Consider the following 19,883-nt stretch of genomic DNA (forward strand, 5'->3'; position numbering starts at 1 on the left):
CCCGAGTGGGCTCTACGGTGGCAATCATGCACATCGCCATGATCGGCACGACTGCCCCCAGTCACATCTACCCATCGCTGGCCGTGATTGCCGAGCTGGTCCGGCGAGGGCATCGCGTCACCTATGCCGTCGGTGACTCTCTGCGGCATGTGGTCGAACCCGCGGGCGTCGAGGTGGTGCCGTTCTCCTCGATACTTCCCGACGGAGAGGGCTCGTGGCCGGACGATCCGGCGGCGGCGATGCAGGTCTTCCTCGACGAGGCCATTGCGTCGTATCCCGTGCTCACCGCGTTCTACGACGACGATCAGCCGGATCTGTTCCTCTACGACATCGGCGGAATGACCGCTCCCGTACTCGGCGTGCGTTACGGCGTTAAGGCCGTACAACTCTCGCCGACCTACGTGGCGTGGGACGGATACGTCGCGGATCTCGGTGATGCGATGACCTCTGTTCGGGAGTCGACAACGGGCGTTGCGTATCGCGACACCTACGCATCGTGGTTGCGAGACAACGACATCGACGCCGATCCCTGGGATTGGATCACCTATCCGACGCACTGCCTGTCACTGATTCCACGAGTGATGCAACCCAACGCGGATCGGGTGGCCGACTCGGTGCAGTTCGTCGGACCGTGCCTGGATCCGGTACGCCTGAACGACCGCAGCTGGACCGCGCCCGAAGGACCGATCCTGTACATCTCCTTCGGTACGGGCTACAACGAGCGACCCGACTTCTACCGACTGTGTATCGAGACCTTCGCCGACACCGACTGGCACGTGGTGATCTCCATCGGCCGACGCGTCGATCCGGCCGCGCTCGGCGAGATTCCTGCCAATGTGGAACTGCACGAACATCTTCCGCAGCTCGCCGTGCTCGATTCGGCCACGGTGTTCATCACCCACGCCGGCATGGGTGGGTGCACCGAGGCCCTGTGGTTCGGCGTACCGACCGTGGCGGTCCCGCAGGCGGTCGATCAATTCGGCAACGCGGCGATGCTCGCCGAACTCGGCGTCGGCGTACACCTCGAATTCGAGAAGGTGACCGCCGCGAGCCTCGCAGGCGCTGTCGCGGGCGCGCGCGAATTGACCTCGCGCGCAGCCGAGATCAGTGCGGAGGTGCGATCACACGGAGGCGTCGACCAGGCCGCGGATGCGGTAGAGGCCTTCCTCGGCTGACCTCAGTCGAACGCGCTGCCGCTGCCGGGGAACGACGAGGCGGTCTCGACGGTGACCACGGTGGATTCCTGTTGCACCTTGTACGAGGTCCACGGGAGCGGAGTCAAGAATTCGTCGAGCCCGGGGTAGTCGGAGATCCACGCGGTTGTGGTCTCGCCCTCGGTGGACGTGCAGGATGCGAGGGCGACATACGAGCCCGCCGGAACATCGGCGATCGTCTGAACCGTCGTGCCCGGCTGAGTGTCCCCGTTGGTGTACAGCGACTGACCGTTTCCGATCACCTCGCCGACCGGAGGCAGTATGCCGTTCGGGGCGGGAGCCAAGGATGTTCCGCAACCGATCACCGTGCCCGATGTGTTGGTGATCGTGTTGGTCACGCTGGTTCCGTCGACAGCGAACGAGAACGTGATGTCTCCGGGCTCGGCGGCAAGGGCCGACGTAGGGGCAGCAAGGGCCAGGGTTGCACAGGCCGAAGCAATGGTCAAGGTGCGCAATGTCGTTCGCATGAAGGATCCTCGTCGTCGAGTGGCATCGTTCGGATCAGAGTCTGCCTCAAAATAGACCGTTTGGCACTTTTCGGGCGCAGAGCCGCAGACGCAATCGGGAAACCTGCGAATCCTCCGTTCGAGAGCGACTCGCATTGCCGGATCGCGGTTTGCGTCGGCGATCGGTACCGATGAGATTCAGGCCCAGGAGTGGTCTGTCTCTGCATGAACACATTCACAATCGATGTTCCCGGGGCAACCGTCACCTACGACGTTCATGGAGACCTGTCTGCCGGTTCGGTTCCACTGGTGTTGATCGGGTCGCCGATGGATGCCGGGGGCTTCGCCGCTCTCGCCGCGCAGTTCCAGGATCGAACGGTGGTGACGTACGACCCGCGCAACACCGGTCGAAGCACGCGGGACGATCCCACGTCGGCGGTGACGCCGGCGCAGCACGCCGACGATCTCCACGTCCTTCTGCAGAACCTGGGAGTGGGGCCGGTCGATATGTTCGCCTCCAGCGGAGGGGCGGTCAACGCACTTGCCCTGGTCGCGCGCTACCCGAGAGATCTGCGCACGTTGGTAGCGCACGAACCGCCTGCGGGAGGAGCACTTCCGGACCACGATGCACTGCACGCGGTGTGTGAGAGGATCGTCGCCACCTACGATGCCTCCGGCATCGGACCGGCGATGGCCCAGTTCATCGCACTGGTGATGCACCGAGGAGAACTGGATTCGCAGTACCTCGAGCGCCCTGCGCCCGATCCGTCGGAGTTCGGGTTGCCCACCGAGGACGACGGCCACCGTACCGACCCGCTGATGGCGAACATGCGCGGCGGGGTCGTGAGTTTCCTGCCCGACGTCGACGCTGTGAAGGCCGCGAACACCCGCGTCGTCATCGCGGTCGGTGCGGAATCGAACGAGGAGATCGCTGCTCGCGCCGCCTACGCCGTCGCGGCACTCCTCGGCACCGAAGCGGCGGTGCTTCCTGGCGACCACTCCGCCTTCACGGGTGAGAATCCCGGCGAATTCGCGAGGGCGTTGCGCGAGGGGCTCGCATGAACGCCGTCCGGGAGCGTCTTGTCGTGAGCCGAACGATGGCCGCGAGCCCCGCCGAGATCTTTGCCGTGCTGACCGACCCCAACCGACATCAGGACACCGAACCGGGCGACTGGGTGCGGTCGGCGGTGGATGTCGGTCGCATCACGGCAATGGGACAAGTCTTCGCGGTCAACATGTTTCACGAGATTGCGGGTGGCCACTACGTGGTGCACAACCTGGTGATCGCGTACGTGCAGGATCGAACCATCGCGTGGTTGCCGGGAGCGCGGAGGGAGGATGGGTCCGTCGACCATGGCGGGTGGTGGTGGCGCTACGACCTGGCGGCGGCGGACGAAGGAACGACGGTGACTCTCACCTACGACTGGACCGACACCCCGGAGGCCGTCCGCGCCCATGTCGGTGGACTTCCGGCGGTACCAGCCGAGTTCCTCGAAGCGTCGTTGGCTTCGCTGGAGTCGAGCCTGCGTGAATCCGGTGCAGCCAGCCGCGCCTAGCGCGGCCCGATGCACCCGATTCAGTCCTCGAGAACGCTGACGCTCACGCCGTACGGCAGGAATCGGACGCGTCGACGCGGGTCGGTGTTGTCCTTGTGTGCACGGAGGGCATCGAGTTCGGTGGCGTAGAGCTGATCGATCTGCGGTGAGCCGGCGTCGTCGACGCTGTAGATCGCCCAGACTCCGTCACCTTTCTGACCTGTGGTTTCGGGCTCCGGCGGAGCTTTGGGTGCCCCGGTGCCGGAGGCGAACAGCGAGCCGACCACCTCACGCAGGCCCTCGGTTGCCTCACGGGCGAACTTGTCGAAGTCGTCGGATCCGAATCCGAAGGGTCCTTGGTTGGCCATGGCTGTACCTCCTCAGGTGATACTCCAGTATGCGCGTTTTTCCCGAACAGCCGCCGAGCGTCCGAACGTTCACCTTGCCGGGCAGCACCGATCCGGCCATGGTGTTCCTGCACGGGCTCGGCTCGGCGGGCGTCCCGGCGTTCGGGGCGATCGCCGCGGACATTGCTTTCGAGGGCAGGGAACGGGTACTGCCGGATCTGCTCGGGTTCGGATTCAGCGACCGTCCGCACGACATCGGCTACTCTCTCGACGACCATGCTGCTGCCGTTGCCGGCCTGCTCGATCAGCGGAATCTGACCTCGGTCGACCTTGTCGGCCACAGCCTGGGTGGATCGATCGCCACCGTGCTCGCGTACCGGAGGCCGGATCTGGTGGGTCGACTGATCGTGCTCGAACCCAATCTGCTGCCGTGGGACGGCACCGCGAGCGTGGAGATCGCCCGGCAGTCGGAGAGCGAGTTCGTCGACACCGGTGTGGCCGAGCTGATCGTCGACGCCGATCCGGAGTGGGCGTCCACCCTGCGCGTTGCCGATCCGGTCGCCCTTCACCGCACTGCGGTCGGGCTGTGTGTGGGACCGGAGCCGACGATTCGGTCCATGCTCGAGTCGGCAACTGGTCCGAGGGTATTCGTGTACGGAGATCGCACGGGCCCGCCGAGTCGGGAGGCCGAACTGATCAGCGCTGGAGTCGAGGTCGTACGAGTCGCCGATGCCGGGCACGTCATGATGGCCGACAACCCTGCCGGTGTGGTCGAGGTACTACGCGCCGCCCTGCTGTAGTCGTGCTCCGATCGAGTTGTGCAGAGATCTCAGGGAGTTCTGGCCGAGCGAGACCGTCTGCGACTCGACGTACCGCAACAGATGTGAATCGTCGAGAACCTTCTCACTCGATTGGATCAGAACCGTGCCGGCACCGGTGAAGTCGAACTGGCGCTCCTCGCCGCTGTTGGCACCGAGAAATCCACGCGCCGCGCCGAGGAAGTTCTGCATCCAGTCGGCGTCGAAGTGATGCGAGGGTGACGGGCAATCAGCCCATCCCACAAGCGCTTCCGGGTCGATGCGCAGCGGCGGCTCGGCGAACATGACGGTGCCGTTGGACGAGGCCAGGAACTTGCCGGTTCCGAGCAGAGTGAGAAATCCCGGGACGATGGACTGCTTGAGATCCAGAGTCGGCTCGAACGCAAGGAGATTGGACGCCCGGATGGTGAGGTTGCCGTCGTCGAGGTCGTAGCTGTTGATGTTGAATCCTCGGTCGCCGAGGATGAGCTTGCCCTGGCCCTGCGCCAGTACCCAGTCGTTCGAGTAGAGCGGAGACGAGAACCGTGCCGCGACGATGGCGGGCATGGAGGTCTGCCCGAGCGGCTCGAAGCGAACGTTGCCGTAGTAGGCGATCATCGCGCCCTTCGAGGTGAACCACGGCTGGCCTGCCAGTTCGACGCAAAATGCGTAGTCGTTGCCGGGGACGTTGTCGTTGACCGGCAGCGTGTACGGGGTGTGGATTTCGAGACCCATGAGATTGCTCCTCAGAACTTCTGCTCGGACGCCTGCACCCACACGGTGCCCATACCGGTCATCTTCAGCTGAATCGCCTCACCGCTGCCCTTGCCGACGGCGTCTCGCCACCCGACGTTCGCCGAGATGTCGACGTTGATGTTGCCGATGTGGCAGACGTACGCCTGCGGATCCACCACGACCTGAGGGTGATTCGGTCCGACCTGCAGCGGCGTCGCGCCGCCGTGCGAGAGAACCGCGACGCTGCCCTGACCCGTCAGTTGGGTCGTGAACAAACCCTGCCCGGTCATCGCGCCGCGCACCGCTCCGCGAACACCGCCCTGTGAGGTCAGGGCCACGATGGAACTCTGAAGGTAGCCGTCGTGCACCAGAAGTCGATCGGCTTCGACGGTGAGCATCGAGGACCCGTCGAGATGGATCACCTCGATGTACAGCCCGGCGTGGCCGTAGAAGACCTCACCCTGACCCTCGGCGGCCATCATCGCCACGTGCTCGCCTGCCATCATCCGGCCTGCCATCCCCGCCATGCCGCCCATGCCCGGCATGGCTCCGGCCGAACCGCCCATCGAGTGCGGAACGAACCGTACGTCGCCGGTGTAGTAGAGCATCGATCCACGACGCGCGAGCACGCTCTGATTGGGTGCCAGAACGGATTTCACGACTTTGCTGTTGACGAGTTCGAGCGGCACGTCAGCGCTCCTCGGGTTGGATGTAGACGACGCCCTGGCCGTCGAAACGGAGGGAGAACGCCTCGCCGCTGCCGCCGCCGATGGCGGAGCGCCACGTGACGTCGGTGACGAAGCTCTGATTCAGTTGGCCGCGGTGGGCAACGAACGCGTCGGGATCGACGACCAAGGGATACTGGGGGTCGACGGCGAGGGCGATGATCGGCCCACCCTTCGACAGCAATGCCACCGTTCCCGATCCGCTGACGACGGTGGTGAACAAACCTTGCCCCGACGATGCACCGCGAAGGCCGGAGAACTTGACGTCGGTGCGCAGTTGCCCTGTGAGAGCGAGCAACTGGGAGGATTCGACGTGGAGGTTGTCGCCCTGGACCTCGACGAGAGTGATGTCCTGAGCGTCGACGGCGAAGTAGACGGTGCCCTTGCCCGACACGTCCATCAGCGACAGCGACTCGCCGGTCACCTTCTGTTTGAGTGCGGCGCGAAATCCGCCGCCGCCGCCCATGCCTGCGTTCTTGAAGGTGACGTCACCCTCGTACGCCACCATGGAACCCGACATCGCGCGCAGGGAATCGCCGGTCAGGTCGGCGACCAAGACACGGTGCCCGTTCATCCTCAGCTGAGCCACGGGGGAACTATGCCACTGCACGCGCCCCCGCGGCTACCGCTGGAGAAAAATCTAGACGAGCGGCTTCAGGGCCTTACCTGCCAGTTCGACGGCTCCCGGCTGGTGTCCGTTGGTGATCAGGTTGATGATGATGCCGTCGATGCCGTGATCGAGCACGCGCTTCTGCACCTGCTCGGCTACGTCGTCGGGGGTTCCGCAGAAGTGGCGATCGGTGGCCTTCGCCGCGTCCTCCTCCGACAGGTTCGTCAGGTCGAGGCCCTGCTTCAGCACGAACTCGCGCTGCAGTTCCTTGGCCTTGTCGCCGTCCTCGTCGACGATGACGAACGCGAGGAAGCTCGTTTCGAGGTCCTTCGGGTCGCGGTCGACCTCCTCGCAGCGCGCTTGGACGGCAGCGATCTTGCGGGGCAATTCGTTTGCGTCGCAGATGATGTTGAGATGGTCGGCGAATTGTGCGGCCAGTCCGAACGTCTTCTTCTCGCCGCCGCCACCGAGCATGATCGGCAGATCGTCGCGGATGCGAGGCTCGTTGATCGCGTCCTCCACCTGGTACCAGAGGCCGTCGAACGTGGGGCGCTGGCCGCGAAGCATCGGCTCGATGATCTGCAGGGCCTCGTCGAGTCGCTCGAAACGGTCGGTGAAGGTGCCGAACTCGAGTCCGAAGCTCTGGTGCTCGAGCTCGTACCAGCCGGCACCGATACCGAGGATCGCGCGACCGCCACTGACGACATCCAGTGTGGTGACGGTCTTGGCCAGGATCGCGGGATTGCGATAGGTGTTTCCGGTGACCAGCGCGGAGAGCTGGATGGTGTCGGTGGCCGTCGCGAGGGCGGACAGCGCGGAGTAGGCCTCGAGCATCGGCTCGTCGGGCTTGCCGATTCCGGGAAGTTGGTAGAAGTGATCCATCACGAATGCGGTGTCGAACCCGGCCGCTTCGGCCTCGCGCGCCTGCGCGATGACCTGGGGAAAGAGCTCTGCGACCGAACCGTCGTAGCTGAAGTTGGGCATCTGGTAACCGAGGCGAATAGTCACGAGATCCACGCTACTCGGATATCGGCCCCTGGCACGCGTGAGAGCGCGATAATTCGACGATGACAATCTTGGAATTGACCAGGCAGCCGTTCTCCGGGTTCGCGGTGGACGACCTACAGGCGGCGCGCGCGTTCTACGGCGAGACCCTCGGACTGACGGTCACCGAGAACGAGATGGGCATGCTCGAGCTGCACCTCGCCGCCGGGGCGATCGTGCTGATCTATCCACGTCCCGGGCACGTGCCCGCTCGGTACACGATTCTGAACTTCCCGGTTGCCGACATCGACAGTGCGGTCGACACACTGATCGCCAAAGGGATTGTGTTCGAGCAGTATCCGGACATGGGCACCGACGAGAAAGGAATCTTTCGACACGGCGGCCCGCTCATCGCATGGTTCACCGACCCGGCGGGCAATGTGTTGTCGGTGCTGCAGGGCTGAACTCGGGCCGTCGGGAGTGGAGCCTGCGGAACGACCTCACGCCGTCGGGAGTGGAGCCTGCGGAACGACCTCACGCCGTCGGCAATCCGGCGTCGAGAGTGACTGTGCCGGAGCTGGTGACACCCGCATCGTCGACCCATTCGACGACGGCGGAATCGCCTGGGCGTCGTCCGATGAGTGCCTGCGACAGGTCCGACGAGGATTCTATCTGCGTGCCGTCGAACGTCACGATCACGTCCGCGGCGGACAACCCCAGGGACTCGGCTGGGGAATCGGAGGTCACCGAGACGACGGCCGCTCCGATCGCCGGCCTGTTCTCGAAGACCGACACATCGCGTACCGAGACCCCGAAATACGGTGTGGGGCCTACGTGGACCGTGCCGCCCGATTGCCCGGCGAGTACCTGATCGAGTACCGAGACCGCCTCGGCGATGGGGACGGCATACGCCTCGGGTGCCTGTGGGGGCGAGAATTCGGTGCCGTTGCGGGCCTCGTCGGACAACCCGGCGGTGTTCACGCCCACCACACGGCCCCAGGCGTCGAACAGAGGCCCACCCGAATCCCCCGCTCGCACATCGGCATCGACGCGAATCATCCGCTCCAACGTATTTCGTGAGCCGTCCACCGAACTGCGCGTACGCACCTGCTGATCGAGGGCGGTCACCGCTCCCGGCGCAGGCACCAGTACCCCTGCACCCGAGGCATTCCCGACGGCTGTCACCGCATCACCCACCTCGGGAAGTGGGTCCGGGGCAAGCTCGACCACCGGCAGGTCGGCCGCGGTGATCAACTGCACGACCGCCACGTCACGGGACTTGTCGTAACCCAGCACGGTGGCGTCGTAGATCAGTCCGTTGCCCATGTGCACTGCGCTGATCTCGGTGGCGTTCTCGACGACGTGGAAGTTGGTGACCACGATTCCATCCGGCGCGACGACGAAGCCGGTGCCCGCGACCCCGGTGAAGCCGGCCGATGCCGACAGTGTGACAACGGTGGGATCGACCCGAGCCGAGAGCTCGTCGAGCGTCAGCGGCGGCGGTTCGACGGCGGGAGCAGCCGGCGCGATGGGCTCCGGCGTGGCCACGAAGTCTGCGGTTCCTGGATCGAGTTGCGGCGTCGCGAAGAGCCACACGCCGGCAGCGACCAGCGTCAGCACCACCGCTCGTCCACCCGACCGCATAGGAACCGATTATGGTCCGACGGTGATGGTGGTGCCAGCTGGTTGCAGCTGATTGCGCCGAACGTCTGGGAACTGCCCGTCTACAGTCTGCTCATGTCCGCGTCGCATCGACCTCGAGTTCTGATCGGTATCTCCGGGTGGACGTACGCGCCGTGGCGAGGTGATTTCTATCCGGCGGGCTTGGCCCATCGCAAGGAGCTCGGGTACGCGTCGGAGAAACTGTCGTCGATCGAGATCAACGGCACCTTCTATGCGATGCAGAAGCCGTCGAGCTTCACCAAATGGCACGACGAGACCCCGGACGACTTCGTGTTCTCGATCAAAGGCGGTCGCTACGTCACCCATATCAAACGGCTCGTCGGGGTCGAGGCAGCGCTCGCGAACTTCTTCGCCACCGGCGTGTTGACGCTGGGCGACAAGCTCGGACCGTTCCTGTGGCAGTTGCCACCGAACCTCGAATTCGACGCGCAGAAGATGGCGGATTTCTTCGCCGTGTTGCCCCGAACAGTGTCTGCTGCAGTCACTCTGGCCCATTCTCGCGACGACAAACTCGCCGAGGATCGAGTGTTGCTGCCTCCGCCATCGTCTCGGCCGCTTCGGCACTGCGTGGAAGCTCGGCATCAGAGTTTCGCCACCGATGAAGCCGTGGAGTTGTTGCGAGAGAACGATATTGCGTTCGTCGTCGCCGATACTGCCGGTAAGTATCCGTACGTCGACACTCCGACGGCCGATTTCATGTACGCCCGCCTGCACGGCGACCAGGAGCTGTACGCGAGCGGCTACACCGATGATGCTCTCGACCGATGGGCTGCGAGGATCTCGGACTGGACGGCCACGGGCCGAGACGTCCACGTGTATTTCGACAACGACATCAAGGGACACGCACCCTTCGATGCCATGAGACTGATCGAGCGAATCGGTAGATGAGTATTCGGCTCTCTAGCTGATCGAGTAGAGATGCGAATAGCTCAATGTTCTCGTCCTGGCACAGGTAGCGCTTCTGCCACACGGGACAAGCTCTGTGCGGAGGCCAGAACCGTCGCCACCTTCTCTCGCAGGGCATCGCCCTCGAAGGTCTCCGCTCGGCCGCCCACGCTGATCGATGCAACGACCGCACCGTCTCGTCCGAGGATCGGTGCTCCGACGGCCGCGACACCGGTGAGGTAATCCGAGTTGCTCAGTGCGTACCCCTGAGACCGGATCTGTTCGAGACGGGTGAGCAACTCTTCCGGCGCGGTCGGTGTTCGATCCGTGAACGCAGGTAGGTCATCGGCGAGCCACCGGTCGCGTATCCGGGCGGAGAACGCCAGCATGGCCATCGGGCCTGCAGTGGCGTGATACGGCAGTACCGAACCGATCGAAATGCCCGCAACCACCAGGGGATTGCTTCCTTCGTGGCGATCGATGCAGACGGCGCCCTCGTCCGCTGGGACCATGAGATATGCAGTGTCGCCGAACTTTTCGGCAATCTCCGACAGGTATGGTTGCGCCGCACCGCGGATGTCGAGTTGGGTCAGTGCCGACGACCCGATCTCGAACACGGGCATGGCGATTCGATACGAGCCTTCGGCCGTTCGATCCACCCAACCGGCATGGATCAGCGTGGTCATCAGTCTGTGCACGGTCGTCTTGTTCATTCGACTTGCAGTCGTCAGGTCGTTGAGCGTCCACACCGGATGCGTCGTATCGAAGTGATCGAGCAATGTGCAGGCTTTGACGACGGCGCCGACGATGTCGCGGCCGGCGTGGGTATCGGACTCGGTGGGAACGTCCACGTGTTGTTCCTTCCGGTCGGCTGAAGCGTCGACGCCATCCTACGAAGCGATCGGAACCGGTGAGTGCACCGACCGGTGTTGACTTGTGATCCGAGCCACTCTAAATTCGGAATACGTTCCGCATTACGAAATGGATGGTGCTCATGACCGCGACACTCAGAGATCTGACCGAACAGGGCCTGGTGTACGCCCCGGGCGTATGGGACGGACTGACGGCAAAGCTGGCCGAACAAGCCGGGTTCTCGGCCCTGTGTGCCTCCGGCTTCGCCGTGTCGTCCGCACTCGGACTCCCCGACGCCGAGCTGTACACGATGACCGAGAACCTCCAGGCGGTGCGCACCATCGGCGAGGCGTCGTCACTACCGTTGGTCGCGGATATCGATACCGGCTACGGAAACGCCGTCAACGCGGCGCGGACCGCAGGTCGATTCGCCGTCGCAGGTGTCCAGGGCGTCTTCATGGAAGATCAGCTCTCGCCCAAGAAGTGCCCCATCTGCGTGGGCGAGCCCGTGGACCTCATCAGCATCGAGGAAGCGTCGGGAAAGGTCAGAGCAGTGCGGGATTCGCTGCCGGACCACGTCCTGATGATTGCCCGCACCGATGCGCGTGGCGACGACGCGATCCGACGCGCGACTGCATACGTCGACGCCGGTGCCGACATGATCATGCCGGTCACGAAGACCTTCGAGACCGCCGACGAGTGGGCTCGCTGTCACGACGCCGTCGGTGTCCCACTGATGGCGACATTGACCGCGTCTACGTGGACCGAGCGCGAGTTCACCCCGGAGGTGTTGCAGCAGATCGGCGTTCGACTCGCTCTACTGCCGACCCAGGTGCTGATGGCTGCCACCGGAGCTGCTCGTGAGGCTCTGCGCCGACTCGCAGGCGGAGAAGCCCCGGCCGAGGTGAGCGCCGACGCGCTGCAGCACCACGAGTTCGTCGATCTCATCGGTTTTCCGGAAGTCGAAGCAGCGCAACGGAAGTACCTTCCCGCCGACTCGAAGGTGTGATCGGTATGAGTCCCGACGCACTGACGATGGTCGAGAAGATCCTCGGCCGAACCTGTGATGCCGATGTGGTGCACGCCGGAGAGAATCATGCCGTGCGACCCGCTCGGATGATCGCCTACGACTTCCCGGGCTACACCGACGTGATGTTCCGGCAGATGCGCGAGGACTTCGGCATCACCGAACTCGACGACCCGGCGCGATACGTCGTCTTCATCGACCACATGCTCACCAAGAAGAACGCCAAAGAACAAGAGGTGCACCAGATCACGCGAGATTGGTGCGAGTTCTACGGCATCGAACTGCACGAGGGCCGCGGCATCGGTCATCAACTCACCGCCGAACTCGGACTCGCAACGCCAGGAGACTTTCTCGTCCACTTCGACGGGCACATCAGCGGAATCGGTGCGTTCGGCGCACTCGGTTGGGGCATCCGGCGCGATCTGATCGAGGCATGGGTGACAGGACAGCTGTACGTCGACATCCCGGCCACCACCCGGTTCGACCTCGTGGGTGAGTTCGGCCCCGGCGTCGACAGTCGCGATCTCGTCCACACGATCATCGACCTGGTCGGTGCGGACGGGTGCGCCCACCAGGTCATGGAGTTCGGTGGTCCCGGAGCGCGGTCGATGAAGATCGACCACCGCCAGGGACTGTGCGGGATGGCGATGTTCACCGGAGCGGTCTCGGCGATCTTCGAACCCGACGAGCTGTCGCTCGCCTACGCCCACGACGTCGCCCGGCACGCGTTCAGCCCCGTGCTCCCCGACGAGGGCGCCACCTACGCGGCCCGCCACACCATCGACCTGTCCACCATCGTTCCGCAGGTGGTGCAGCCCGGCTCGGCCCGTGCCGCCAACACGCATACCGCCGCCGATCTGGCCGGAATACCGATCACGAAGGCGTTCATCGGGTCCTGTGCCAGCGGCCGCATCGAAGACTTGCGCGCGGCGGCTCTGGTGCTCGACGGGCGGACGGTCGCACCCGGGGTCGAGTTGAACGTGGTGCCGACCTCGCAGAAGGTGCACGATCAAGCCGAAAGCGAAGGGCTGCTGGACATCCTGCGTTCGGCGGGCGCGCATATCGCGGTGTCGAGCTGCGACTTCTGCTTCGGATACCAGAAGCCCCTCGCGGCAGGCGAGAACTGTATTTCCACCGGGGTGCTGAACATCTCAGGGCGAATGGGTAGCTCCGACGCCAACATCTACATGGGTTCACCCTTCACCGTCGCGGCCAGCGCCCTCGCCGGGACGATCGCGCAGGTGGGGTCATGAGCGCATACCCGCCCCCGCCCGACGTCATCGACGGTGCAGTCGCGTGGATATTCGGCGACGACTTCGACATCGATCTGGTGGTGGGTGTCGCGAACATCAAGTCCTACGACCCCGATCACCTCAGATCGGTCTGCATGGCGGCGTACGACCCGGATTTCGTCGATCGAGTTCGCCCCGGAGACATCATCGTCGGTGGGCGGAACTTCGGCTACGGACATCCGCACTATCCGCCGATGGTGGCGTTGCGCAACCTGGGCATCAGTGCCGTTGTGGCGGAATCGTTCTCGCCCGGATTCTGGCGCGGCGAGACCTTCAACGGTATGCCCCTGATCACCGTCCCCGGAATATCGGACGCGGTGGCCGTCGGTGACGTAGTCGGACTCGACTGGCGTCGGGCCGAGGTGTCGAAGGCGGACGGCACCACGATCACCGGTCATCCACCCAATGCCCGCACCGTCGCCGTCATCGAAGCAGGAGGGTCGTACGAACTGCTTCTCTCCGAACACCGAAGCAAGCAACCACTCACAGAAGGATCAGCGCGATGACGAACACCGAACACTCCCGCGCAGGAGTCGCACCGCCCAAGGCGGACACCACGACCGCGCGCCGAGCTGCGCTCGCCGGAGGTGTCGGCACGCTCATCGAGTATTACGACTTCGCGGTCTACGGCTTCCTCGCCGTCGTCATCGCACCGCTGTTCTTCCCATCCACCAGCCCCGGCGTATCGATACTGGCGACCTTGGCGGTCTTCGGCGTCGCCTACGTCGCCCGTCCGCTCGGCGGAATCTTTTTCGGAAGACTCGGAGACCGTAAGGGTCGTCGGCACGCCCTCGTCATCACCGTGGTGTGCATGGGCGTCGCCTGCGGCATTCTCGGCCTGCTGCCGACGCACTCGAGCGTCGGCGTGCTGGCCCCGGTTCTGCTGGTCATCGTCCGGCTCGCCCAGGGGTTCTCGGCGGGCGGTGAGATCGGCGGTGCCGCAACCTACATCGCCGAATCGGCACCGCCGAACCGTCGTGGATTCTTCGGTTCGTTCACGCCGGTGGGATCGACACTCGGCTTCGCCGTCGCTGCCGCCGTCGTCGGGGTCGTCGCTCTGATCACGACCGACGAACAAATGTCGTCCTGGGGATGGCGCATCCCGTTCCTGCTTGCTCTGCCCCTGGCGTTCGTATGTCTCCGTGTCCGGCTGAAGCTGGAGGACAGCCCGGAGTTCGAGGAAATGGCAGCCAAGAACGAGGTAGCCAAGAGCCCGTTGAGTGACGTGGTGAGGAAGCAACCGTGGTCGGTGCTCCGCGTCGTCGGCATCGCGATCGCGATGAACGGATCCGGATACATCGGACTGACCTACTTCAGCGTGTACCTGATCAACGACCTCGGGTTCTCGAAGGACTCGGTGTACTGGACGTCGGCGGTGGCAATTGCGTTGGCCTGCGCCACTTTTCCGTTGAGCGGGATGCTGACCGACAGATTCGGCCGCAAACCGGTACTGCTGTTCGGCTATGTGGCCTACGTGATCATCGCGCTACCGGTCTTCATGATTCTCGGTGCCACGTCGAGCATTCTGATCGTCGGCGTCGTCTACTTCGTCTACATGGTGCTCAATGGCGTCGTACAGGTTCCGGCGTTCCCGCTGTTCACCGAACTGTTCCCGCGATCGGTTCGCTACACCGGAGTGTCGTTGGGCTTCAACATCGGAACGATCGCCGCAGGCGGAACTGCGCCGTACGTCGCCGCACAGTTGGTCGAATCGACCGGCAACGCGATGTCACCGGCGTACTGGGTGATGGGCGTGTGCGCCATCGGTGTTGCGACGGTGCTGACCATCAAGGAGACGGGACACAGCACGCTCCCCGTGTAGCTGGAGCTGCTCTGCTGTCAGCAGCGATCCCATCAGGCTGGTCGACGGCAGCGCGGACCGGATGACCGGCACACTGGGTACATGAAGCTATTGGTCCTCGGCGGAAGCGACTTCGTGGGGCGATGCGCCGTCGAACACGCCCTCGATCTGCAGTGGGACGTCACGGTACTCAATCGCGGCACGACCCCGTCGGATCCCCGGGTCAACCAACTCCGTGGAGACAGACGCGCGACCGGTGGGCTGAATGCGATTCGAGAAGGTAACTGGGACATGGTGTTCGACACCTGGTCATGGGAGCCGAGCGCCGTCGAGCGGTCGTCGGCGACGCTCGTCGGTCGAGTCGATGGCTACATCTACGTCTCGAGCCGATCCGTGTACGACGCGCCCGAGGCAGGAGCGAACGAGACCTGGCCGACGGTCCACGGGCCTGGCGAGGACTATGCGCGATGCAAACTCGGCGGTGAGCAGGCCGCTGCTGCAGCGTTCGGCGCTCGAGCGCTGCTGGTCCGCGCCGGGCTGATCCTGGGACCCTACGAAAATATCGGCCGACTTCCCTGGTGGCTGAACAGAATCGAGCGCGCTGGCGATGTGCTCGCGCCCGGTCCCGCCGACCTGGCACTGCAATATGTCGATGCCCGCGATCTCGTTGCCTGGAGTCTGGATGCAGCGGCCCGGGGTCTCGGGGGCGCGTACGACGTGGTGAGCCGGCCAGGTCATGCCACGATCGACGACGTTCTGCAGGCCTGCATCCAAGCCACCCGCTCCGATGCTCGGCTGTGCTGGGTGGAGCCGGACGTACTCAGCGCTGCAGGCGTGCAGCCGTGGACGGAGCTCCCGATCTGGATTCCGCCGGGGGTCGATCACGATTCGTTGCATGCATCCGATGTCTCGAAGGCATTCGCTGCGGGGCTCCGGACTCGTCCGATTCAGGAGACCATCGCCGACACGTGGATGTGGTTGCAGTCGCTGAACGGACGGACGCCGATGAGGGACGATCGGCCGCCCGTCGGACTCTCGGCCGAGCGTGAGGCGGCAATTCTGGCGGGGCGGTGAACTCGGCAGACGCGCGCGGAATCGTCGGACGCGTTCGGAATTGCCACAGGATCGGTGTCGAAATCGCGCGCGTCTGACAAACGCGCGCGCGTTTGCGGGGAAACCGGCCCCGCTACCTCACTATTTGCCACTCTCGACCCAAAGCTAGAGAACGATAGACAACGCTACGGAGCGCAGAGTCGTCGTACTGCGCCCTCGATGATCGACGCCCGACGCTGGTGTTCGGTGTCGTCGACGGCTCCGCAGTCGTTACCCGGCGCGGTCATCCACGACGAGGTGATGCCGAAGATCATGGTGAACAGGTCGTCGACGGTGAACGCGTCCGAGATCGTCCCCTTCTTCTGTACCGCGGCCACAGCCGTTCGTCGCTCGGCGAATACCGATCGGACCTTCTCCACGCCTGCCGCGCCCTTGCCGCCCTGAAGTTGCGTCCACAGCAGCAATCGGTGTTCCTCGGGGTGCGCGGCGAAGTGCAGATACTCGCGGGCGGCGTATCGCCCCAGATCGTCGGCGGTGAACGGAACCGATTCGAGAAATCGGGTGAATCCGTCCTCCATCACGGCTCGGAACAGAGCTTGCTTGTCGCCGAAATAGGCGTACAGGCGTTCCTTGCTGGCCTTGGCGGAGACGGCGATGCGATCCACTCGTGCTCCGGCCAGTCCGTGCTCGGAGAATTCTGCGCGAGCGGCGGCGACGATGCGGGCGCGGGTTGCGCTGGCGTCAGGCTTCATGAAGGCCACGATACCGCCTACCAACTAGTTCGTTTGACACCTCGGACGGCATCGCCTACCTTTTCGATCGGGACATTTTCGTGCCCGAGAATCGACGAGTACGAGTGGGGTAGAAACATGTCGCAGCTCTCCGAGCGAGAATCGCCGGATCTCAACCCGAACTACGAGCGCCGATGGCTGGTGCTCTGCATCGTCGCCATCACGCAGCTCACGATCGTGCTGGACGGCACCATCGTCAACATCGCGCTGCCGCAGGCTCAGCTGGACCTGGGTATCAGCGACAGCAGCCGCGCCTGGGTCATCACCGCCTACGCGTTGTCGTTCGGCGCACTTCTGCTGCTCGGCGGACGCATCGCCGACTACTGGGGACGCAAGCGCTCGTTCATCGTCGGCATGGCAGGCTTCGCAGTTGCCTCCGCAATCGGCGGACTCGCCCAGGAGGGCTGGCAGCTGTTCATCGCGCGCGCCGGCCAGGGCGTCTTCGCCGCACTGCTCGCACCGGCAGCACTGGCCATCCTGACGGTCACGTTCACCGACACCAAGGAACGCGCCAAGGCGTTCGGTGTGTTCGGAGCGATCGCCGGTGGCGGCGCAGCCGTCGGCCTGCTTCTCGGCGGAGTGCTCACCGAATACGCGAACTGGCGCTGGTGCCTGCTCGTCAACATTCCGGTCGCTGTGGTTGCCATCGCTGCCGCGGTGCCGTTGGTCAAGGAAAGCAAGGCGCACGGAGACACTCGCTACGACCTGCCGGGCGCGATCCTCGTCGCACTCGGGCTGGCATCGCTGGTCTACGGCTTCACCGAAGCCGAAGACGGCTGGGCGACGGTACCGACCATCTCCTTCATCGCCCTCGGCCTCGCTCTTCTCGCGGCCTTCGTCGTGGTGGAGTCGAAGTCGGACAACCCGTTGCTTCCGCTCAGTGTGCTGCTCGATCGGGACCGCGGTGCCGCGTACATCGGATCCGCCGTCATCGGTGCCGCACTGCTCGGCGGCACGTTGTACCTCACGTTCTACTTCCAGATCGTGCTCGAGATGAGCCCGGTGATCGCCGGCGTCGCGTCGCTGCCGATGACCGGTGGAATCCTGATCACCGCTGCAATCGCCTCCGCGCTGTTGCCGAAGATCGGGCCCAAGCCGCTGATGACCGTCGGTCCCGTCGTCTCCGCGATCGGCCTGCTGCTGCTCACGCAGATCGGTGTCGACACCTCGTACTGGACGCACGTCCTCCCGGGCGTCGTGCTGCTCGGCCTCGGTCTCGGCCTCCTGATGGTGCCGATGCAGAACGTCGCGCTCATCGGAGTGCCCGATCACGACGCAGGTGCCGCATCCGCGCTGATCAACGCCACACTGCAGGTCGGCGGCGCACTCGGCGCGGCGGTGTTCACCACGGTGTACACCTCGTCCAAGTCCACGTACCTGGCCGAGAACCCCGCACCGACTCCGCCTGCCGGAGTTCCTGCCGAGGCTCTCGCGAGCCAGGAGATCCCCAGCGACGAGGTACTGGCCGCGTTGCCGGAGCCGATCCGAAACTTCGTGCTGGCCACCATCGACCACGCCTTCGCAGCCGAGGTCTCGGGTTACGCCTGGGCCTTCGGGACCGCCGCGATCCTCGTCGCGCTGGTGTGCCCGGTCGTGTTGGTGCTCGTCCGCGCGAAGAAGGACGACCTGCCCGTCGGCGACACCCCGGTGCACATCGGATAGGTCACGCAGGACGAACCCCGCTGCTCACCCGTCGAGCAGCGGGGTTTGTCGTAGTGCGGGTCTCTACTCCGGGTCGATCGCGTCGGCCTGCGCGGTGAGCAGCATGTGCAACAACTCCGGCGGCAATGCCAACGGTGGCATCGAACCGAGAGTGATGGAGTTCTCGGCATCGCCGTTGAGCTCCGTCACCTCGTCGTGCAGTCTTTCCATCTTCTCGTCGAGCTTGTTCGCGCTCTCGGCGGCCTCGGTCAGTTCGGCCAGCAGAGTGGGCGGAATTTCTCCGCGGTACTTGTAGAAGATCTTGTGTTCCAAGCTTGCCCAGAAATCCATCGCGATGGTTCGGATCTGCAGCTCGACGAGCACCGGTTGGACGCGGTCGGACATGAACACCGGAATCTCGACGATCAGGTGCAAACTCTTGTAGCCGTTTGGTTTCGGGTTTGCGATGTAGTCCTTGGTCTCGACGACGCGCACATCGCTCTGGCTACTGAGCATGTCGGCAATGCGGTAGGTGTCGGAGATGAAGCTGCAGGTGATGCGCACACCCGCGACGTCGAAGATGTTCTCGCGGATCGCGTCGAGATTGAGCGAGCACTTCTTGCGCTGCGCCTTGTCGATGATGCTCTCGGGCGTCTTCAACCTCGACGAGACGTGTTCGATGGGGCTGTAGCGGTGAATGTGGGTGAATTCCTGCTTGAGGATGTTGATCTTGGTGATCAGCTCGTCGATCCCGAACTTGTAGCTCATCATGAATCGCGTGAAATCGTGCCTGAGTCGACCCAGGTCGACCGCGGTTTCACTGTTCTTCATGACCTCGTTCATGAACACGATTGTCCACGACGGCAGGTCGGGCGCGCGCGGCGCGCGAATCGAAGCTTGCATCACTGCACGACGGGCCCAGTTCGGGGGTGAATCTCACGACGCCACAGGACTGGCACTGATGCGTCCGGTGATGTCCGAGTTCACACGAACATGCCCGCGAACCGACGAGAACCGACCCTGCGACGAGCCGATGACCGTTGCCACAACGCTTCGGTGCTCTCTCGGCCCATCGATCCCCGACGCGATAGAGCGAGCCGGCCGCAGGCTCGGGTTCGACTGCCATTGCGTGCGACCGCCTTCGAGAATCCGTACAGTCCGCTCTGGACCGCCCGAAGTGGCTCCGCTGGCCGCATCGCCAACTCCGGGGGCACGCTCAGACTAACAGAAATCGAACGTGTGTTCTAACGTGTGGGTCAAAACCACGTCTTGCGGCCACCGACTGCGCGCCCCATCGAACCGAGCAGTGTCAGAACCGCGCCGACGACCACGAGGATGATGCCGATAGTCGTCAGGATGGATATGCCGGCGAAATAACCGATGAGTGCGAGGATGATTCCGAGAACGATCATGACTACTCCTGGTGCATCTGTGAGCCCGCTACCGACGAATGCCGATGGGACCG

Annotated in this window: 23 protein-coding genes; 12 read left to right on the forward strand and 11 right to left on the reverse strand. The window is 64.3% G+C overall.

Annotation, left to right across the window (positions count from 1 at the left end; translation table 11 throughout):
• Positions 1-26: 26 nt before the first annotated feature.
• Positions 27-1,175 (forward strand): macrolide family glycosyltransferase, encoded by a 1,149-nt coding sequence (locus CH276_RS10630; RefSeq protein ID WP_094629224.1) that lies wholly within the window; start codon positions 27-29, stop codon positions 1,173-1,175.
• 2 nt (positions 1,176-1,177) lie between these two features.
• On the opposite strand, the gene CH276_RS10635 is transcribed toward CH276_RS10630, so the two are convergent.
• Positions 1,178-1,681, reverse strand: coding sequence for a hypothetical protein (locus CH276_RS10635; protein ID WP_094629124.1), 504 nt, complete (start codon positions 1,679-1,681; stop codon positions 1,178-1,180).
• Positions 1,682-1,885: 204 nt separating this feature from the next.
• Here CH276_RS10635 and CH276_RS10640 point away from each other — a divergent pair, with 204 nt between their 5' ends.
• The gene (locus CH276_RS10640) at positions 1,886-2,722 is read left to right on the forward strand and encodes an alpha/beta fold hydrolase (protein ID WP_094629125.1); all 837 of its coding nucleotides are present in this window, start codon (positions 1,886-1,888) and stop codon (positions 2,720-2,722) included.
• Positions 2,719-3,216 (forward strand): ATPase, encoded by a 498-nt coding sequence (locus tag CH276_RS10645; protein WP_094629126.1) that lies wholly within the window; start codon positions 2,719-2,721, stop codon positions 3,214-3,216. The genes CH276_RS10640 and CH276_RS10645 overlap by 4 nt, the downstream gene beginning before the upstream one ends.
• Before the next feature lie 20 nt (positions 3,217-3,236).
• Here the strand turns inward: CH276_RS10645 and CH276_RS10650 are convergent, their stop codons facing one another.
• Positions 3,237-3,563 (reverse strand): hypothetical protein, encoded by a 327-nt coding sequence (locus CH276_RS10650; protein WP_032396836.1) that lies wholly within the window; start codon positions 3,561-3,563, stop codon positions 3,237-3,239.
• A 29-nt stretch (positions 3,564-3,592) separates the two neighbouring features.
• Between CH276_RS10650 and CH276_RS10655 the strand changes: the two genes are divergently transcribed.
• The gene (locus CH276_RS10655) at positions 3,593-4,342 is read left to right on the forward strand and encodes an alpha/beta fold hydrolase (RefSeq protein WP_094629127.1); all 750 of its coding nucleotides are present in this window, start codon (positions 3,593-3,595) and stop codon (positions 4,340-4,342) included.
• Here the strand turns inward: CH276_RS10655 and CH276_RS10660 are convergent.
• The 4 genes from CH276_RS10660 to CH276_RS10675 all read right to left on the reverse strand — a co-directional run bounded on the left by CH276_RS10660 (position 4,322) and on the right by CH276_RS10675 (position 7,417).
• Entirely contained in the window at positions 4,322-5,074 is a 753-nt protein-coding gene (locus tag CH276_RS10660; RefSeq protein WP_094629128.1) for an AIM24 family protein, read from the reverse strand. The two genes, CH276_RS10655 and CH276_RS10660, sit on opposite strands and share 21 nt — an antisense overlap.
• An 11-nt stretch (positions 5,075-5,085) precedes the next feature.
• Positions 5,086-5,763, reverse strand: coding sequence for an AIM24 family protein (locus CH276_RS10665; RefSeq protein WP_032396834.1), 678 nt, complete (start codon positions 5,761-5,763; stop codon positions 5,086-5,088).
• Between the two features lies 1 nt (position 5,764).
• Positions 5,765-6,373, reverse strand: coding sequence for an AIM24 family protein (locus tag CH276_RS10670; RefSeq protein WP_032396833.1), 609 nt, complete (start codon positions 6,371-6,373; stop codon positions 5,765-5,767).
• Positions 6,374-6,439: 66 nt separating this feature from the next.
• On the reverse strand, positions 6,440-7,417 hold the full coding sequence (locus tag CH276_RS10675; protein WP_032397300.1) for an LLM class F420-dependent oxidoreductase: 978 nt from the start codon (positions 7,415-7,417) through the stop codon (positions 6,440-6,442).
• 59 nt (positions 7,418-7,476) lie between these two features.
• Here CH276_RS10675 and CH276_RS10680 point away from each other — a divergent pair, with 59 nt between their 5' ends.
• Positions 7,477-7,857 (forward strand): VOC family protein, encoded by a 381-nt coding sequence (locus CH276_RS10680; protein ID WP_045197551.1) that lies wholly within the window; start codon positions 7,477-7,479, stop codon positions 7,855-7,857.
• 70 nt (positions 7,858-7,927) lie between these two features.
• Here CH276_RS10680 and CH276_RS10685 read toward each other — a convergent pair whose 3' ends face one another.
• The gene (locus CH276_RS10685) at positions 7,928-9,037 is read right to left on the reverse strand and encodes a S1C family serine protease (protein ID WP_094629129.1); all 1,110 of its coding nucleotides are present in this window, start codon (positions 9,035-9,037) and stop codon (positions 7,928-7,930) included.
• 93 nt (positions 9,038-9,130) lie between these two features.
• Here CH276_RS10685 and CH276_RS10690 point away from each other — a divergent pair, with 93 nt between their 5' ends.
• Entirely contained in the window at positions 9,131-9,964 is an 834-nt protein-coding gene (locus CH276_RS10690; protein ID WP_094629225.1) for a DUF72 domain-containing protein, read from the forward strand.
• Positions 9,965-10,005: 41 nt separating this feature from the next.
• On the opposite strand, the gene CH276_RS10695 is transcribed toward CH276_RS10690, so the two are convergent.
• Positions 10,006-10,812 (reverse strand): IclR family transcriptional regulator, encoded by an 807-nt coding sequence (locus CH276_RS10695; protein ID WP_094629130.1) that lies wholly within the window; start codon positions 10,810-10,812, stop codon positions 10,006-10,008.
• A 134-nt stretch (positions 10,813-10,946) separates the two neighbouring features.
• Here CH276_RS10695 and CH276_RS10700 point away from each other — a divergent pair, with 134 nt between their 5' ends.
• The 5 genes from CH276_RS10700 to CH276_RS10720 all read left to right on the forward strand — a co-directional run bounded on the left by CH276_RS10700 (position 10,947) and on the right by CH276_RS10720 (position 16,007).
• The gene (locus CH276_RS10700) at positions 10,947-11,822 is read left to right on the forward strand and encodes an isocitrate lyase/PEP mutase family protein (protein WP_094629131.1); all 876 of its coding nucleotides are present in this window, start codon (positions 10,947-10,949) and stop codon (positions 11,820-11,822) included.
• A 5-nt stretch (positions 11,823-11,827) separates the two neighbouring features.
• Positions 11,828-13,093, forward strand: coding sequence for a 3-isopropylmalate dehydratase large subunit (locus tag CH276_RS10705; RefSeq protein WP_441344202.1), 1,266 nt, complete (start codon positions 11,828-11,830; stop codon positions 13,091-13,093).
• Entirely contained in the window at positions 13,090-13,638 is a 549-nt protein-coding gene (locus CH276_RS10710) for a 3-isopropylmalate dehydratase (RefSeq protein ID WP_045197542.1), read from the forward strand. The genes CH276_RS10705 and CH276_RS10710 overlap by 4 nt, the downstream gene beginning before the upstream one ends.
• A complete protein-coding gene (locus CH276_RS10715) occupies positions 13,635-14,954 on the forward strand; it encodes an MFS transporter (RefSeq protein WP_032396826.1) in 1,320 nt (439 codons plus the stop codon). The genes CH276_RS10710 and CH276_RS10715 overlap by 4 nt, the downstream gene beginning before the upstream one ends.
• An 81-nt stretch (positions 14,955-15,035) precedes the next feature.
• Positions 15,036-16,007, forward strand: coding sequence for an NAD-dependent epimerase/dehydratase family protein (locus CH276_RS10720; RefSeq protein WP_094629132.1), 972 nt, complete (start codon positions 15,036-15,038; stop codon positions 16,005-16,007).
• A gap of 164 nt (positions 16,008-16,171) precedes the next feature.
• On the opposite strand, the gene CH276_RS10725 is transcribed toward CH276_RS10720, so the two are convergent.
• Positions 16,172-16,738, reverse strand: coding sequence for a TetR family transcriptional regulator (locus CH276_RS10725; RefSeq protein ID WP_032397298.1), 567 nt, complete (start codon positions 16,736-16,738; stop codon positions 16,172-16,174).
• A gap of 117 nt (positions 16,739-16,855) precedes the next feature.
• Here CH276_RS10725 and CH276_RS10730 point away from each other — a divergent pair, with 117 nt between their 5' ends.
• Entirely contained in the window at positions 16,856-18,439 is a 1,584-nt protein-coding gene (locus CH276_RS10730) for an MFS transporter (RefSeq protein ID WP_094629134.1), read from the forward strand.
• A 63-nt stretch (positions 18,440-18,502) separates the two neighbouring features.
• Here CH276_RS10730 and CH276_RS10735 read toward each other — a convergent pair whose 3' ends face one another.
• On the reverse strand, positions 18,503-19,261 hold the full coding sequence (locus tag CH276_RS10735) for a GTP pyrophosphokinase (RefSeq protein WP_052050039.1): 759 nt from the start codon (positions 19,259-19,261) through the stop codon (positions 18,503-18,505).
• A gap of 413 nt (positions 19,262-19,674) precedes the next feature.
• A complete protein-coding gene (locus CH276_RS28450) occupies positions 19,675-19,830 on the reverse strand; it encodes a DUF6131 family protein (protein WP_094611554.1) in 156 nt (51 codons plus the stop codon).
• Positions 19,831-19,883 lie beyond the last annotated feature (53 nt).

Origin of the sequence: Rhodococcus sp. 06-470-2, from assembly GCF_002258235.1 — a bacterium.
Taxonomy (GTDB): Bacteria; Actinomycetota; Actinomycetes; order Mycobacteriales; family Mycobacteriaceae; genus Rhodococcoides.